Raw genomic sequence first — 17,491 nt, 5'->3', positions numbered from 1 at the left:
GCAGACGGGCAGCAGAGCGCATGCGAACTAACGCCCGCACATGCACAGACCGTCGCCAGATCCACATCCGAATTAACGACGCGGACCCGAGCACACTGGCGCCACATGCAAACGAATGCCCGGGCACGTATAGACGGCTGCCGGACCCGCGCCCGAACTAAAACCCGAACACGTGTAGATCGGTAGACCGACCCGGACGACGCCCGGAACGCGAAGACTATCCCCGCAACCTCGCAAGGACTTGCGCCGGAGCAATGCAGATCGCCGGCCCCCGCGCAGGCAGCCGCAGCCGCCCGCCGTTCGCTTACAGCTCGCAAGCCTGCTTCGCGTCGAAGAAGTACAGCACCTTCCGCTTGACCGGCCGCTTCCATATGTCTTCAATCGCCCGCGCGTACAGCTCCAGCTGGAACCGGTAATGCTCCGTCAGCCCGCGGAGACCGCCCCGATGGGCCAGCACTTTGTCGGTCTTGTAATCGAGCAGAACCAGCTCCCCGTTCCATTCGAACAGGCAATCGATAATCCCTTGCACGAGCACCATCTCTTGATCGAGCTGCCCGGATGAATCCATCGCGGCGAAGGCCGGGGTCGCGACGAAGCGCGGCTCATTCCCCGATGCGGAAGCAGTCCCGCTTCCCAGCGCTTCGGCGGCGGCCGTTACCGATTCGCGCCGGCGAAGGCCCTCGATCGTGTACGCTTCCGTTGCCGACAGGCCGTAGCTGAAGGGCAGCTCCCGCTTTACCCACGATGCTTCGGCCAGCTGCCGGCCGACCTCGCTGTCGAAGAAAGCGGCAACGCTCTCCGCATCCAGCGCATCCGCCTGCAGCCGGGTCATAATAAGCCGGGCCACCAGAGCGTCGAGGGTATGATTGACCTCGGCCGCTGTCAGCCGGCGATCCAGCGGAAGATGCTGCATCAGCAGATGGTAGGCTGTCCCCCGTTCGACAGGAGTGATGCCGCGCCGTTCCATGAACTTCGGCCGCCGCAGATACAAGGTGCGGGACGGATCGGCATACGGTCCGGACGCCGCCTGATCGCCGCCTGCAGCCGCTCCCGCCGCTGCGGCCGGTTCATTGCCGCCCGTTGCTGTCTCCGCGGCCTCTAGGCCCCCTGGCTTCTCCGCTGTTTCCTCCGCTTCTCCTTCAGCCCCGGCAGGAGCGCCAACCCAGTCCTCCGGCGGCCAATCATCAGTAGCGGCCAGCCGCTTCATCTCCGTGACCGATGTCTTCGACGGCAGCAGCGTCACGATGCGGTGCGGATCGCGCCAGGATAGCCGTTCCCCGATCAGGTCCGCCCAAGCGGAACGGGGGAACGAGTCATCCGTCTCCAGCTTGCGCAGCGCCTTCATGCGGCGCGCCCGCTCTTCATCTTCCGGCATCTCCGCCAGACGTTCGTCCGCCGCAATGACGGATGCCGGCACCATCGCCAGCTGCCACCGGGACGAATCCTCCAGCAGACATTCCCCGTTCCGGTTCGGCAGGCCGGCATAGCGGCGCCATTCGGCCGCGGCCGGGTGCCGGATGATCGCAGGCCCGATCCAGTCGAGATATGATCGGGCCTCCGCCACCAAATAATCCGGCAGCAACAGCCGCTCGACATCAAGCGCCTCGCCCCATTTGCGAATCGACTTCTCCGCGTCCTGCACCGTGCCGATGAGAATCAGCTTCTCCTTCGGCCGGGTCAAGGCCACGTAGAGCACGCGCTGCTCCTCGGCCAGCAGCTCCAGCCTCATCTGCCGGCGAATCGCCAGATTCGGCAGCGTCGGATAAGCGACCCGCTTCTCCTCATCGACATACTTCGGACCGAACCCGAGATGCTTGTGCATCAGGAAGGACGCGTTCAGATCCTGCTGATTGAACCGCTTCGACAGCCCCGCGACGATAACGACCGGGAATTCGAGCCCCTTGCTCTTGTGAATCGTCATAATGCGGACGACGTCTTCCCGCTCGCCGAGCGCGCGGGCCGTACCGAGATCCCCGCCGGTATCCCGCATCCGGTCGATGAACCGCAGGAAGCGGAACAGTCCCCGGATCGAGGACGATTCATACTGCCGGGCCCGATCATATAAGGCGCGAAGATTCGCCTGGCGCTGCAGGCCGCCGGCCAGCCCCCCGACCCACTCGTAGTACCCGGTCTCCCGGTACACTCGCCAGATCAATTCGGACAGCCGCCCTTGCCGCGCGGCAATCCGCCACTGCTCCAGCCGGTCGAGGAAGCGGATCAGCTTCGCTTGCCAGCTGCCGCGTCCTTGCCGAGGGGGCATATCCGCTCCCTCATCCGCTGACAGAGGGAGCTCCAGTTCCAGCTGCATCGCTGCCGGAGAGCCGTCCTCCGCTTCCGCCCGAGCCGCTTCCATGACCGCGTAATAGAAAGGCTTGCCCTTTCCGTACAGCCGAATCTGGGCCATCTCTTCCTCCTGCAAGCCGACGATAGGCGAACGCAGCACCGCGGCGAGCGGAATATCCTGCTGCGGATTATCGATGACGCGAAGCAGGGACAAGACGATCTCCACTTCCGTCGCCGTAAAATATCCGGTGCTGAACTCGGCATAAGCCGGTATTCCTTCCCGTCTCAGCTCCTCCAGCATCAGCGGCGCCCAGGCTTGGGTCGCCCGCAGCAGAATGACCATATCCCGGTACGTGACCGGGCGCATCCGCTTCTGATCCTTGTCGTACACGAGATAAGGGGGCTCCCCTTCGTCTCCCGTCATGCGGCGGATGCGCGAAGCGATTGCCCTCGCTTCCAGGCGCGCGGTCTCCAGCTCGGCGGCATCCGCCGCAGCCCGTTCCGTCTCGCCGTCCTCATCCTCTGCCGCTTCGTCCGCCGGGGCCGGCACGCCCTTGTCAATAAGCAGCAGCTCGGTCGCGAAATACGGCATGCCGAACTCATCCCGGCTGCGGCGGCTCTCCGCCGCAATCTCTTCGGCAGACGGGTAGGACGCCCCGCATACGAGTTCGGCCGCGGAATCATAGGTGAGTTCCGCCACGTCGGCGTTCATAATCTGGCGGAACACCATATTGACCGTATCGACGATGCCCTGACGGCTGCGGAAGTTGCGGGCCAGATCGATGCGGATGCCATCTCCGCGGCCTTGCTTCCCGTAAGAAGTATACTTGCTCTGGAACAAGCCCGGCTCCGCCAGGCGGAACCGGTAGATGCTCTGCTTTACATCGCCTACCATGAACCGGTTCCCCTGTCCGGGCCGGGTAATCAAGTCCACGATCGCTTCCTGGACCATATTCGTATCCTGATACTCGTCCAGCAATATCTCGGCGAATTGCTCCTGGTACTGCAGCGCGGCTGCCGACGGCACCGGCCGTTCCGGCGTAGAGGAAGGATCGCGCAAAATGCGCAGGCAGTAATGCTCCAAATCGGCGAAATCAAGCCATCCCTTCGCCCGCTTGGCCGCCTCGAACCGGGCGCCGAATTCGCGCACCACAGAAGCCAGCGTTTCAAGCACCGGCCGGATCGCATGCAGCTCCTGCAGGAACTGCTCCGGCGTCCGGCGGAACAGCTCGTCGCTCACCTGCTGCAGGCGCTTCTTCGCCTGATCGCGCAGTCGCTTCACTTGCTCCTGCAGTTCTTTGTCATATTGATCCCCGCGGCAGGCCGCCAGCCGTCCGAAGCTCAGCAGCCCGAACGATTCATGCATCCGTTCCCACGGGACGGAGGAGGCGGCGTCCGCCAAGGCAGCCGCTCCGGCCAGCTCCTGCTCCAGTGCGGCGCGGTACGGCTCCGGACCGCCCGGAGCCGTCGTCAGGGCGATCGCCTGGCGCAGCAGCTCGACGATGCCGTTCAGCGTCAGCCGCGCCGCCGCCATAATGCTGTCCGCCCACGGGGAGCGGCCCAGCTCGGCGATGTCCGCGGGACCGAACGAAGCCGTCATGCTGTCCAGCCATTCCTCCGGCCACGGATGGCTGCGGGAGAAATCATAGAGCCGGTGGACGAGCCGGAATGCGGCTTCGTCATTGCGCTCTCCGCTGAACCAATCGACCATCCGCGCAAAGGCGGGCTCTTTACTGGCATAGCGCTCTTCAAAAAGCTCCTCCAGCACGTCCTGGCGCAGCAGCTCGATCTCGGTCTCGTTCGCGACCCGGAAGGCCGGATCCAACTGGACCGCCTGGAAATGCCGCTGAATCACCTCCAGACAGAAGGAGTGCAGCGTCGTGATCGAGGCGCGGTTCAGCAGGGCGAGCTGGCGGCGCAAATGCTCCGAATCCGGGTTCGCCTCAAGCTTGCGCTCCAGCGCCAGCCGGATGCGCTCCCGCATCTCGGCGGCGGCCGCCTTGGTGAAGGTGGCGACGAGCAGTTGATCGACATGCAGCATCGCCGCTTCATCGCTGATGCGGCTGATAATGCGCTCGACCAAGACGGCCGTCTTCCCGGAACCGGCTGCCGCCGCGACCAAAATGTTCTCGCCGCCGTCGACGATGGCTTGCCACTGCTCCTCGGTCCACGTGCTCTCGGGCGGCCTCGGCGGCAGCTTCGCAGGCGCTTCTGCTTCGCCCACAGACGCCGCTGCGGCTGTCAGGACGCGTCCTTCGCCGTCCTCCCCAGCAACAGGCAAGCGGGAAGCCCCGCCAGCCTCGCTGCCGCTCTCGTATTCACGGCTATTCCGTTCATCACGGTTATTGTCCATCGTTCGCTTCGCCTCCCTTCAGCTTCGCCCATACTTCGTCTTTGCCCAGCCGCGGCAATAGATGATATTGATTGCCGTCGACCAATTCGTCGAATTGGCAGACCGGCTTATAGGAACAGAAATCGCATGCCGTCGCCGTGCCGCTCCGGTACGGATCGATCACCACATCGCCGTTCGTGATGCGCGTGCCGATATCCCGGATGACCGAGCGGACGGTCCCCCGAAGCAGGTCCCACTGCTCCTCCGTAGCGACGGAGGAATTGCTGTAGAAGGATCCGTCCGCCTTCACCGCGAGCGGAAGCACCTGGGAATGCCCTTGCTCGACCGATCCGTCCATCAGGCGGACGGTCTCGCGGTCGGCCAGGACGAGTCCCTTCATTTTGAATCGCTTGAGCAGCTGCTCGTAAGCCTGCTCCTCATTCAAGCCGTTGGCCGCCTGAAGGAGCGGATTATGCACATGGAAATAAAGCGTTCCGGCGGCTAGCGCCTCCGTGCCGAGCCACTCCTCCGCATACGTAAGGAGCACGTCTAAATAGGTGAGCATCTGCAGCGACAGCCCATAGTACACTTCATGAAGAGCCAGATCCGTCTGGCTCGACTTGTAATCGATCACCCGCAGCAGGACGCCCCGCTCGCTCTCCGCCTTGTCGACGCGGTCGATGCGGCCGATGATCTCCATCGTGCAGCCGTTGTCCAGCGTGAAGCGAAGCGGCGGCAGCGGCTTGTCGGGGCCGAAATCCATCTCCAGCGCCACCGGCTCGAATTGCCCCCGCTTGGCATGCTCGCCCATCACGGCCGCGGCCCGGCCGACGATGCGCTTCAGCTTGCCCGATATATGGCCGTACCGCTCGGAGCTGAGCAGAATCTCCCCTTGAAGCCGGGGCGCCAGCAGATCGACGATGCGATCCGCTTCCGCCTCGCATTCCTGGGGCGTCAGCTCCGCCCAGGAGCGGTGCTGGGCCTGCAGCTCGCCGGCAAAGCGGCTTAGCGCCGCATGGAACAGCTGGCCGATATCCGGCGCCTCCAGCCGATACAGCCTTCGTTCCTTCAGCTTCAAGCCATGCGAGGCGAAATGCGAGAACGGGCAGGCAACGAACCGCTCCATGCGGGAGACGCTCGTCCGCAGCAGCTGCCCGTACAGCTGCCGGCTCGTGTCGGCCGTCAGCGCCTGCGCCTGATTGCGGTAGGCGAGCGATCCGAGCACCGTCTTCAGCCGATCCCGCCAAGCCGGCTGCCCTGCGAACCACCGGTACACGTCCCACCACAGATCCGCGATTGGGCGGCCCTGCCGCCATTCCCTCAGCTGGGCAATCAATTGTCTAAGCGCCGCTTCCGGATAGGCGATGAAATCGGCCTGCTCCGCTTCCGGCAGAAACTCATTCGGCTCCGCCAACAGGAGCGCTTCCTGCATGCCCGGGAACAGGCCACGGATCTGCCGCACCGTCTCCGAAGGCAGCAGCGAGCGGCCTTCCTCGTCGGCCAGCGCGTAGCTGAGCCACAAGCTCTCGCTCGGAGAAGTGAAGGCATGATAGATGACGAAGCGCTCGTCCAGCAGCTTGCGCCGGATGCCGGGCGCCAGCTCCATCCCGATCGTGAGCAGCAGATCCCGCTCATACTCGGTCAACAGCCCATCCTCTATCGGGCGCGCAGGCATCACCCCGTCGTTGACCCCAAGCACGTACAGATGCTTGATCTGGCTTGATCGCGTCCGATCCATGGACGCGATCAGCACCTGATCAAGCGCGGGAGGCACGAGCGCCAGCTTCACGCTCTCGAAGCCTGTCTCCAGCATCCCGGCGAACAGCTCGAGCGGCATTTTCTCTCCGCCCAGCATCTCCACCATCTGGTCCAATATATTGAGCATCTCGCCCCAGATCTGGCGATGCTCCCGGGAACGCTGCACATCGCCGTCCAGCAGCGCCTCCTGACTCATCCGCTCCAGCTTGTCCGGCACCCCAAGACGGATCCAGAACGTGTACAGCGCCTCGCACATGTCTTGCACATGCCGGCTTCGCGCGAGCGAGCGCTGCAGCGCAGAGAGCGGCTCGACAATCCGGCGGCGGCACTGCTCCGCCCATTCCGGCGCATGCTGCGGCACGGCCTCGGCCGTCTCGGCGGCGGCCGGATCGTCAGGATCCAGCGACTGCCGCGGTTCGGCCGGCCACGGGCGTCCGTTCGTCCATTTCGAGCCCTCGATGCCGCAGGCCAGCACATAGTTCTCCAGCCGATCGAAGGATTCCCTCGTCACGCTCCCGTCTTCCGGCAGGACGAAGTCCGTCTTCACATAGCGGAATACCGCATCATAGCGCCAGCAACCGATCAGGATGTCCAACGCGGCGCGCGTCATCTCGACGAACGGATGATGGAGCACCGCCTGCTTCTGATCCGTGAAATAAGGAATGCCCGCATCGCCGAAGACCGTATCGATCAATTCCGCGTAATCCGGCAAGTTCCTGACCATGACGGCCATCTCCCGCCAGCGAACGCCCTCCGTCTGCGCCCGGCGCAAAATGTCGCGCGCTGCCCCTTCCACTTCCGCGCGGCGGTTGACCGCGGCATGGACGCGAATCTCCGCCCGCTCGCCGGCCGGGGAGGCGGGACGATAAGCCGAACGCCGGTCGAAATGACGCTCTAGATGGGCGATCATCGGCGAGGAAGCGAATCTTGGCAGCCTGCCCTGTCCGCCCAGTTGTATGACTTCTCCCATATCGACGCCGAGCGTACCGGCGATGCTGCTCAGCTTGAGAAAGGTCGTCGCCGTAGGATGGAATAGGTTCAGCTCATGAGGCTCCTCCCCCAAGGCGTAAGGCCGATCCAGGCAGAGCGCTACGGTGACGTGGCGGGCATGCAGCAGCAGCGATGCCAGCACGGCATATTCCTGAGGCGTGAAGCCGTTGAAGCCGTCAATCCATATCTCCGCCTGCCGGACATAGTCCGAGTGCGGAATGCCTTCCGCCAGCCGGACAAGCACATCCTCGCCGTCCAAATAATGCTGCTCCAGCTCTGTCTCGAACTCGTGCAGCACGGCGGACAAATCGTGCAGCTTGGCCGACAGGAGCGGCTGGCCGTCCACATGCTCCTGGACGAACGCGGCATGCTCATCCACCTCGGAAGCCTGGATCCGGTACCGCTTCATCTCGTCGAACAGATCATTCAGTTTTTCGATGAAGCCGAATTGCTCCGCCGCTCCGGCGAACAGAGGCAGGTCGGACTTGCGCCGCTGCAAAATTTTGTACAGCAGCATCTTCTTGCCTTCCTCTCCAATCGGCGTGAGCGCCGTGCCGCCAGTCTCCTGCATGACGCGGTACGCCAAGCGCCGGAAGCTCAGGACTTGCGTCCGCAGCATCCCCGACAGGCGCTCCGAGGTGACGAGCGCATGCTCCGCCTGGAACGTTCCCTGCTCAGGCACGAGCAGAATCATCGGCGGACCTTCGGGCTGAGTCTCCAGCCTCTGCCGAATCTCATTCAGCAGATGCGCCGACTTGCCGCTCCCCGAGCGTCCGATTACGAAATGCAAAGCCAATGTATATCCCCCGCTTTCCCGTACAACTGACCACTGAATATGTACGCTGCCATGCCGTATGCTGACTTTTTCCAAAAAAGCCGTGTGTAAAAGTGTATTTACAAATCGCAAGAAAGGATTAAAAATAAGAATAAGTCCAAAAAGGCCGGATCCCGGTATTTCCTCATTAGACAGAGACTGCGCAAATCGTCTCTTTTACGGAAACCTTGCTTTATTATAGCATATTATCGCGAGCAGACTGGAACACACGTTTGGAATGTGCAGGAAGGAATTCAAGCCCCTGGCTGACGTTACCGCCGGAGAGAAAAGGAGGCACACCGCGTGATTCATATCGTGAATGGAGATATTGTGGCAGAACGGCTTCGCCCGGTCGCCCGGGAGCGCTGGAACGAAGAAGTATGGGTCTATCGCGAGCTGTTGACCGAAGGACCCGTTTATCCCATTTTTGAACGTTATTTGGCGTACCGCGCGCTTCAATTGGAAAAAATGTGCGGCCTGCCCGCATCCCTCTACCTGCAAATGAGCAACGAGCAGGAGCGGTCCTGGAAAGCGGAGGTGCTGCAGCACCCGGAAATCGCCCTCTGGTTCGAGCATGATCTGTTCGATATCACGATGCTGCTGCGATTGACTGAGCGCCTGTCCCGGGAGCATCCGGAGGCCGCCGTCTACTGGATCGACATTTCGGCCGTGCCCGGGCATGACCGTTACCACGGCTTCGGAGCCCTCGACGCGGACCAATTGGCGCTCTACCGCGAGCACGGCATCCGGCTGAATGTGGAAGCGATCTCATGGATGCACCATGCCTGGCTTGCCTATACGAGCCCGAATCCGCGCAAATTGGTGCGCTGGATCGAGGAATCCGGCACAGTGGAGGCTCCATTTGACGCCATCGTAGAAGCGATGCGGTTCCATCTCCGCCGCTTCCCTTCACGCGACGACGGGCTGGGCGTCGTGGAGCGGCTTACGCTGGATGCCGTCGCCGATGGAGCCAGCTCCTTCCTGGAGCTGTATCAGCATATCGGACCGCATGTGCCGGAGTACGGACTCGGCGACATGCAGTATTGGGGATATTTGCGCCGGTTGACTTCCGGAGAAGTCCCGCTATTGTCCCTGTCCGCGGCTTCCGATCCGCTGCCGGAGCCGCTGCGGCCGGTCGAATCGTCCGCCGGACGGCTCCTGCTCACCGAGGCGGGCCGGAGAGTGCGAAGCGGCGAGAGCAATTGGGCCCGCGAACGGGGATACGCGCGCTGGCTTGGCGGCGCTTTCGTTACCAATCCGACTCCATAAGTCACAGCTTGTCAATCAACAATATACCGGAATCGCAAGAAGCACCTCGCGGCGGGATTGGCCATGAGGTGCTTCTTCATCATGCTATCGTCTGGAGCGGACTTCGAAAATGCCGAATTTCAAATAATGTCCTTCTTCGACCCCGGCCACCTGCGGATGATCCTTCCCTGCGGTGCGCCAATCGATGAGGCGCAGCACCTTGCCCGCGTCATGGGCGGCGTCCTGGATCGCCTGCAGGAAGCGCTCCGGCTTCATATGATAGGAGCAGCTCGCCGTCACTAAATATCCGCCCTCATTAACGAGCTTCATCCCGTGCAGATTGATGTCCTTGTAGCCGCGGTACGCCCCGTCCGCCGCCTGTCTCGTCTTGGCGAACGCAGGCGGGTCGAGAATGACGACATCCCAGGTGCGGCCGCCGCCCGCGGTCATCGGCTTCGACGTATCCGTCTTTTGGCTTGCGCCGCGCTGGATGCGCTCCTCTCTCCCCTGCACTTGCTCCCGCAAATACGCAAACGCGTCCGCCACCACGAATTCCACCCGATCCGCAAATCCGTTCAGCTCCACATTGCGCTTTGCGCTCTCGATCGCATGCTCAGAAATATCGAGACAAGTCACCTTCTTGGCCCCATATTTGCAAGCATGCAAAGTGAAGCTTCCCGTGTGGGAGAAGCATTCCAGCACGGTGGCTCCGTCCCACCAAGGAAAGGTCACTTCCTTGCCGTTCGCGTTGACCGGCACGGTGCGTATCCCTGCCTCCGTCTCGATATCCGTGAGCGTAATCCCGCTGCGGGCGCCCCATCCGGTCATCAGCGGCGCTATCGCTGCCCGGTTCTCGCGCTGGTCGAAGAAATAGCCTGTCTTCTGCCCTTCGACAATATCGATTTCAAGCTGCAGTCCGTTCTCTGTAATCTGCACATGGCGCGGGCATTCCCCGTACAGCACGCCCGTTCTCTGTTCGAGGCCTTCCTTTTCCCGAATCGGCACATCGCTTCGTTCGTAAATGCCGCGCGGATTCATAACCTCTACCAAGGCTTGCACAATCGCATCGCGCGCCAGGTCCATTCCGAGCGTCAATAGTTGCACGACGAGCACATCGCCGAATCGATCGACGATCAGCCCCGGCAGAAAATCGGCCTCGCCATAGACGAGCCGGTATGCCGTCGCTCCCGGCAGGAACCGGTTGCGATGCTCCAGGCACTGACGCAGCCGCTCCTTGAAAAAGCCGGCATCCATCGCGTCGGCAGGCTGATAGCCGATGACGCGCACCATGATTTTGGAAGCGGGGTTATAGTATCCGGTTGCCACATATTGGCCTTGGGCATTCATGACGTCGACCAGCGCCCCCGGCTGCGGATTGCCCTCCACGCGCTCGATTTCGGAATGGAACACCCATGGGTGCCCGTGCTCCGTCCGTTTTTTGCGATTCCGGCTCAAGATTACTGTTGCTGTTGTCGATTGCTTCAATTGCATGTCCCCTCTCGGCTTCAGCCGGGCTTGTCATTGTTGTCCATCCGCAAGCATACAGTGACAGTATAGGCTGTTCACTTATTCCCTCTCAAGCTGTTCCAGCTCGAATGATAGAACCCGCATTTTGTGTGGAATGACGAAGGAGTCCGGCATATGTTTGCAGAAATCTGGTATCCGCTGCTAGGCGGAATGGCTGTGTTTCTTTTTGGCATGAAAACGATGGAGCTCGCCCTTCACGCATGGGCAGGGCCTTATTTGAACCGCTTCCTGCACCGTTCCACGCGGACGCCGCTGCACGGCATGCTGTTCAGCTCCGGCATGACGGCGCTGCTTCAGAGCAGCACCGCCATCACGGTCATCACCATCGGGCTGGTGAACGCCGGGCTGATGAGCTTCTCGCGCTCGCTCGGCATCATTCTCGGTACGAATGTCGGCACCTGCCTGACGACGGAGCTGATCGGACTCAACATCAGCCGCTACGCGCTGCCGCTGCTTATCGGCTCGCTCGCCTGCTGGAGCGCGGCGATTCTGGGCGGCGAATACCGCCTGCCCCTGCCGAAGCGGCTCGCCTCCCTGCTGCATCCGCTGCAGTTCGGCTCGCTGGCCGCCGCCGGCTTCGCCCTCATTCTGCTCGGCATCGAATGGATGAAGCAGATCGGGGGGCCGCTGCAGCACCGCGGCATGTTCACCTGGTTCCTCGAGCGGTCCAACGACAGTCTGCTCTGGGCGCTTGCGGCCGGCATGATCATTACGGCCGTCGTTCACAGCAGCGCGGCCATCATCGTCATGGCGATGGGCTTGTCCGCTACCGGCGCCCTGCCGGTCGAGATCGGCATCGCCATCGTCATCGGCTCCAATGTCGGCACCTGCTTCACCGCGCTCATCGCATCGCTCGGCGGAAGCCGCCACGGCCAATTCGTGGCTTGGAGCCATATCGTGCTCAATGTGGGCGGGGCGATCCTGTTCTATCCGCTAATCGGTCAGCTCCATGCGCTGTCCGCCTGGTTCACCGACGATCCGGCCGCCCAGATCGCCCGCGCCCAGACGGTATTCAATATTGCGAGCTCTGTCCTGGCGCTCCCGCTGTGCTATCTGAAGCTGTGGGACCGGCTCCGGTAACGATCGCGATTCCCGAGCTCGTTCCGATTCGGGTCGCGCCGGCCTCGATCATGGCGAGCGCGGTCGCCGTGTCCCTTACGCCGCCCGAAGCCTTCACGCCGATATGCGGCGCTACGTTGGCGCGCATAAGCCGGACATCCTCGATAGTAGCACCGCCGCGGCCGAACCCGGTCGACGTTTTGACGAAATGCGCCCCTGCGGCTTCCGAGGCTTTGCACGCCTCGATCTTTTGCCCGGTCGTCAGCATCCCCGTCTCTAAGATGACTTTGACGATAGCCTTCCCTTCCACCATGCGGACCACCTGGGCGATATCGGCTTCCACCGCCTTCACGTCGCCGTCTAGGAGGCGGCCGATCTGGAGCACCATATCGATCTCCGACGCCCCGTCCTCCACGGCTCTTGCCGCTTCGAACGCCTTGGCGGAGGATGCGCCGGCTCCGAGCGGGAACCCGCATACGGCCGCGATGCGCACTTCGGATCCGGCAAGCCGCTCGCGGCAGAGCGGAACCCAGGTCCCATTTACACACACGCTGTAAAAGCCGTGCTGCCGCGCCTCGTCGCACAATTTCTCAATATCGCTCCGCACCGCTTCCGGCTTGAGCAAGGTGTGGTCAATCAGGCTGGCCAATCGGATTTGTTCGTTCATCTGTAATCACCCTTCGCAGTCAGATTAGAGTTGAAGCGTACGATTACTGCACGTATCCCCTGTGTGTACCTGTTGCGGCGTCTGCAGCAAGGTTATTGCGCTCCCGGCCCGGGTCCGGAAGGCTAACGCGGCCGCTTACAAGGCAATCCCCAATTGCGCAAAGGCCTTGCTCAGAATGCCGTCATTGTTATCATACCCGGATTCGGTCTGCTTCGCCCATGCCGCTTGCGGCTCGTACCATTCGACGCTCCAGATCTCCTCCACCTGGGGCGTGAGCTGCCCTGCTGTCGCCTCGACCAGAAAATAATGAACCTCTTTGTCCACCGTGCCGGCTTCCGGCGACGTATATTGATAACGGATGGTGTCCAGCTTGCCGACAATGGTGCCTTCAATCCCGGTCTCCTCCCGGATTTCCCGCAGAGCGGTCTGCTCGATGGTCTCCCCGGGCTCCATCTTTCCTTTGGCGAGGGAAGTCTTGCCGTAACGATCCTGAATCAACTGGAACTCGATTTGCTCTCCGCGACGTCGATAGACGACGCCTCCCGCTGATATTTCTTTCATTTCGCGATATCCTCCAACGTACAAAGTATGCGGCGTGCTCCTGCCTCTTTCAGCCCGCCTAATTGAAACTGATGAATATGTATATCGTAACCGAAAGGAAAGAGGATTTCACCTGCTCCTTGCATACGAAGCGACAGTGGAATCCTCTTTGTTCTACCTCATTACATATTGGCTGCCTGCGCGCCCGTTTCTTCCCCGAGCACCCGGGTCAGCACGCCGAAGCATTCGTTCACGCCGGCCTTTGTCACCTTGACGCGGCACAGCTGGCCGATCAGCGACTCGTCGCCGTCGAACACGATCTGCAGGTAGTTGTCGGAATAGCCCATCACTTGGCCGCTTCCCGGAGCCCCTTTATAATCGCGTTCCGGAATGACGTCAAGCACTTGCCCGACGAACGTCTCGGCGTAGGCGAGCTGCATCTGCTCCGACAGATCGATCAGATCGTGAACGCGTGCATGCTTCACTTCCTCGTCCACCTGATCCTCCATGCGCGCCGCTGGCGTTCCGGTACGCTTGGAGTACGGGAAGACGTGCATCTCGGAGAATCCGACCCGCTTCATGAATTCGTAGCCTTCCCGGAATTGTTCATCCGTCTCGCCCGGGAAGCCGACGATTACATCCGTCGTAATCGCCACATTCGGCATCGCCTCGCGGATGCGGGCGATCTTGTCGCCGAACTCCTCTACCGTATATTTGCGCCGCATGCGCTTCAGCACTTCATTGTTGCCGGCCTGCAGCGGAATATGGAGATGGCGGCACATCTTCGACGAACGGTTCAGCACGTCGATCATCCGATCATCGATCTGGCTCGCTTCGATCGAGCTGATGCGCACCCGTTCCAATCCGTCGATGCGGTCCAGATCCCAGAGCAGATCGGTCAGATCATAGTTCTCGAGATCGTCGCCGTAGCCTCCGGTATGGATTCCGGTCAACACAATCTCCTTATAGCCTGCCGCCACAAGCTGACGGGCCTGGTTCAGGACGCTTTGCGGGTCGCGGCTGCGGGACAGCCCACGGGACCACGGAATGATGCAGAAGGTGCAGAAATTGTTGCAGCCTTCCTGAATCTTCAAAAATGCGCGTGTCCGCTCCGCGAAATCCGGTACGTCCAGCTCCTCGAACGCGCGCGTCTTCATAATATTGCGCACGGCGTTGATCGGCTGGCGCTCGGCTTGAAGCTGGGCGATATAATCCATCAGCTTGTCCCGATCCTGCGTGCCGATGACGAGATCGACGCCCGGAATATCGAGAATCTCGGCCGGGGAGGTCTGCGCGTAGCAGCCGGTCACCGCAATGATGGCGTCCGGATTGCGGCGGACAGCCCGCCGGATAATCTGGCGGCTCTTCTTGTCGCCGGTATTTGTAACGGTGCATGTATTGATCAAATAGACGTCAGCCGTCGCTTCAAAGTCGACTTGCTCATAACCTTCTTGCTTGAACAGCTGCCAAATGGCTTCCGTATCGTAGAAGTTCACCTTGCAGCCCAACGTATAAAACGCTACCGATGGCATTGTTCAACTTCCTCCCATTTCTCCGAATTGATACATGATACAGGCGCAGGCCGCCATACCCGCCGTCTCTGTCCGCAAAATGCGGCGCCCGAGACTGACACAGGCCGCCCCGGCCGCCGTGGCCGCTTCCACCTCACGCAGCGAAAACCCGCCTTCCGGTCCGATCACGACCAGAATGCGGGCTGCCTCCCGGCTGCGCTGCGCTTCGCAGAAAGGCTCCAGCACGTCGCGGAGCCGCGTACCCTGCTCGTCCTCATAGCAGATCAGCACGAGATCATAGGCCGCGAACTGGCCGGTCAGCTTCGCCCAGGCGACAGGCGCCGCAATATCAGGGACGCGGTTGCGGTGCGACTGCTCGGCCGCTTCCTTCGCAATCTTGGCCCAGCGCTCCAGCCGCTTCGCTTCCTTCTTCGCGTCATACTGCACCACTGTGCGTTCCGACAGGAACGGAAGGAATCCCGCCGCCCCCAGCTCCGTGCATTTCTGTATAATCAGTTCCATCTTGTCGCCCTTCGGCAGGCTCTGGGCGATGGTCACCTCGACTGCGGCTTCGCGATCGGCAGCGACCAGCTCCTCCAGCCGGGCGATCGCCGTCTCGCCGTCGCCGCTCTCGAACACGGCCACGGCCTCGCGGCCGGCGCCGTCGCTCACCAGAAAAGTGAAGCCCTGCTTGGCCCGCATCACATTGACAATATGATGGGCATCCGCGCCGGTAATCCGTATGTGCTGATCCCCGAACGCTTCGGGGCTGACAAAGTATTTTTGCATCGTAATCAACATTCCTCATCATACACGTTTTGAGCGCAATGCGCTAGATTTGCAGCGATATTTCCAGAAAGTCCACGCCATCCCTCCGCCCGCCGGACGGTATTCTACATGCCGACCAGATAAGCGGCGGTCCGCGAAAAGTTAAAGACGATCGGCTCGATCAAATTGAAGAGCGGCGTAAGCGTCATGTTCCGCAGCGGCGGAATCAATACAAGCATGAAGAAAATGAGAATCGACCATTGCTCGAACTGCTGCAATCGCAGGCGCAGGCTGCGCGGCGCCAGATCCTCGACAATGCGGTACCCGTCCAGCGGCGGCAGCGGGATAAGGTTGAACAGGAACAGCAGCACGTTATAAGTGATGAAATAATTCAAAAAGTAATAGATGGCCAAATGGACGCGATCCGGAGATCCCAACTGCACGAAGCCGAACTTGAGGCCAAGATGAATCACGATGGTCCCGATAAAAGCCAGCAGCAGATTGCTGATTGGTCCGGCGGCGGACACGACGATTCCCATCAGCCGCGGATGCTTGAAGTTATCCCGGTTCACCGGCACCGGCCTCGCCCAGCCAAAGCCGGCGATGACGAAGAACAGCATGCCGAGGAAGTCGACATGCTTCGCCGGATTCAGGCTGACTCGGCCAAGCAGCTTCGCTGTCGGATCCCCGAATTTCCAGGCAAAATAGGCATGCGCGAATTCATGGACCGTAAAGGCGATTAGCAGCACCGACACGAGAAACGGCAGCATCTCCAGCTTGACGGCGAAAAAGTTATTGAAAAAATCCATATCTTCCCTCGCTTTCTTCTCATACATGTTCAAAAAGTCTGGTTTTCCTATTCTTTTTTACATTGGTTTTGTGGCGACGAAAGCAACCCAGTCCTCCTCGCGATGCTTCGCATCGATGAGGAAGCCGTGGCGAATCAGCTCCCGCTCTACCGCTTCTTCCTTGTTCTTGTAAATGCCAGAGGCAATGTATATTCCGCCCGGCTGCAATGCCGCGAACACATCCTCCACGAACAGCAGGATCACCTCGGCCAAAATGTTGGCGACCACGATCTGGACAGGAAGCGTTACGCCAAGCGCCGGCGCTTCGTCCGTCCCGCTCGCCTTCAGCATGTAGAGGAGATCCCCTTCCCGCACCGTAATGTCGTCATGGAGCCCGTTCATCGCCACATTCTCCCGGGCGCTCTTCACCGCCACCGGATCCAGGTCGATGGCGAGCACATGCCGGGCGCCGAGCTTGCACGCCCCGATCGCCAGGATGCCGGAGCCGGTTCCGACATCGATGATGTCTTCCCCGCCCTGAATGACGCTCTCCAGCGCCTGGAGACAGAGCGACGTCGTCGGATGGGTTCCGGTGCCGAAGGCCATGCCGGGATCGAGCTCGATCACCTGCTCCTCCGCCGTCGGCGTATAAGGCTCCCATGACGGCTTGATCGTCAGCTTGCTCGTAATGCGCGCCGGCTTGAAATATTGCTTCCAGGCATCCGCCCAATCATCTTCATGAACGGAGCGCCAGGACAGGGAAGCCTCGCCCGGATCGATTCCGTACGTCCGCAGCTCCTGAATGCGGCCGGCCACCTCGTCCTCGATCGCCGCCAGATCCGTCCCTTCCGCGAAGTAGCCTTGAATCTTCGCTTCGCCTTCGGGAATATCGTTCAGCGGGGCGATATACAGCTCGCCATAGGTCGTATCCCGCTCCTTGTTCAGCGTCCCGGATTCCTCGATCGAGACGCCTCCCGCGCCCGCCTCATGCAGGAAGTTCGAGATCATCTCAACCGCTTCTTCTCTTGTATGTATCGTTAATTCATGCCAGCGCACGATGGTACTCCCCCTATGAATAATATCGGTGCCGACAAGTTTAACGGTGTTCCCCCGTACGATTTATAACCGTCCGCACATTCTATTTATTGTACACAAAAATAAAACTCCAGACAACGAGCGGTCTTGCCCGCTCGCCGCAGGAGTTCT

At 61.1% G+C, this 17,491-nt stretch carries 11 protein-coding genes; 2 read left to right on the top strand and 9 right to left on the bottom strand.

All coding sequences use genetic code 11. The features are described 5' to 3' along the window. Positions 1-304: 304 nt before the first annotated feature. Both addA and addB read right to left on the bottom strand, forming a co-directional pair. Positions 305-4,636: a helicase-exonuclease AddAB subunit AddA gene (addA, locus tag NNL35_RS12090; protein WP_006676238.1), complete on the bottom strand. Its 4,332-nt coding sequence runs from the start codon at positions 4,634-4,636 to the stop codon at positions 305-307. Then, positions 4,626-8,159 carry a helicase-exonuclease AddAB subunit AddB gene (gene addB, locus NNL35_RS12085; RefSeq protein ID WP_040730783.1) on the bottom strand — a complete coding sequence of 1,178 codons (3,534 nt, stop codon included), beginning with the start codon at positions 8,157-8,159 and terminating at the stop codon, positions 4,626-4,628. The genes addA and addB overlap by 11 nt, the downstream gene beginning before the upstream one ends. Positions 8,160-8,480: 321 nt before the next feature. Between addB and NNL35_RS12080 the strand changes: the two genes are divergently transcribed. After that, positions 8,481-9,446 carry a DUF1835 domain-containing protein gene (locus NNL35_RS12080; RefSeq protein ID WP_006676240.1) on the top strand — a complete coding sequence of 322 codons (966 nt, stop codon included), beginning with the start codon at positions 8,481-8,483 and terminating at the stop codon, positions 9,444-9,446. An 84-nt stretch (positions 9,447-9,530) separates the two neighbouring features. On the opposite strand, the gene NNL35_RS12075 is transcribed toward NNL35_RS12080, so the two are convergent. Beyond that, a complete protein-coding gene (locus NNL35_RS12075; protein WP_254553383.1) occupies positions 9,531-10,916 on the bottom strand; it encodes a class I SAM-dependent rRNA methyltransferase in 1,386 nt (461 codons plus the stop codon). Positions 10,917-11,066: 150 nt separating this feature from the next. Here NNL35_RS12075 and NNL35_RS12070 point away from each other — a divergent pair, with 150 nt between their 5' ends. Then, positions 11,067-12,032 (top strand): Na/Pi cotransporter family protein, encoded by a 966-nt coding sequence (locus tag NNL35_RS12070; RefSeq protein WP_006676242.1) that lies wholly within the window; start codon positions 11,067-11,069, stop codon positions 12,030-12,032. On the opposite strand, the gene deoC is transcribed toward NNL35_RS12070, so the two are convergent. From deoC to prmA, 6 genes are all read right to left on the bottom strand, one after another. Next, a complete protein-coding gene (gene deoC, locus NNL35_RS12065; RefSeq protein ID WP_006676243.1) occupies positions 11,965-12,678 on the bottom strand; it encodes a deoxyribose-phosphate aldolase in 714 nt (237 codons plus the stop codon). The genes NNL35_RS12070 and deoC overlap by 68 nt on opposite strands. A gap of 135 nt (positions 12,679-12,813) precedes the next feature. Further along, positions 12,814-13,239 carry an NUDIX hydrolase gene (locus NNL35_RS12060; RefSeq protein WP_006676244.1) on the bottom strand — a complete coding sequence of 142 codons (426 nt, stop codon included), beginning with the start codon at positions 13,237-13,239 and terminating at the stop codon, positions 12,814-12,816. A gap of 161 nt (positions 13,240-13,400) precedes the next feature. Beyond that, a complete protein-coding gene (gene mtaB / locus NNL35_RS12055) occupies positions 13,401-14,750 on the bottom strand; it encodes a tRNA (N(6)-L-threonylcarbamoyladenosine(37)-C(2))-methylthiotransferase MtaB (protein ID WP_006676245.1) in 1,350 nt (449 codons plus the stop codon). Positions 14,751-14,753: 3 nt separating this feature from the next. Then, positions 14,754-15,518: a 16S rRNA (uracil(1498)-N(3))-methyltransferase gene (locus NNL35_RS12050; RefSeq protein WP_040730800.1), complete on the bottom strand. Its 765-nt coding sequence runs from the start codon at positions 15,516-15,518 to the stop codon at positions 14,754-14,756. 104 nt (positions 15,519-15,622) lie between these two features. Next, the gene (locus NNL35_RS12045; RefSeq protein WP_040730802.1) at positions 15,623-16,306 is read right to left on the bottom strand and encodes a site-2 protease family protein; all 684 of its coding nucleotides are present in this window, start codon (positions 16,304-16,306) and stop codon (positions 15,623-15,625) included. A 57-nt stretch (positions 16,307-16,363) separates the two neighbouring features. Then, positions 16,364-17,341, bottom strand: coding sequence for a 50S ribosomal protein L11 methyltransferase (gene prmA, locus NNL35_RS12040; RefSeq protein WP_006676248.1), 978 nt, complete (start codon positions 17,339-17,341; stop codon positions 16,364-16,366). Positions 17,342-17,491 lie beyond the last annotated feature (150 nt).

Origin of the sequence: Paenibacillus dendritiformis, assembly GCF_945605565.1 — a bacterium.
In the GTDB taxonomy this organism is placed as follows: domain Bacteria; phylum Bacillota; class Bacilli; order Paenibacillales; family Paenibacillaceae; genus Paenibacillus_B; species Paenibacillus_B dendritiformis_A.
Note: the sequence above shows the minus strand (reverse complement) of the source record. Positions and strands in the feature narration are given on the sequence as shown.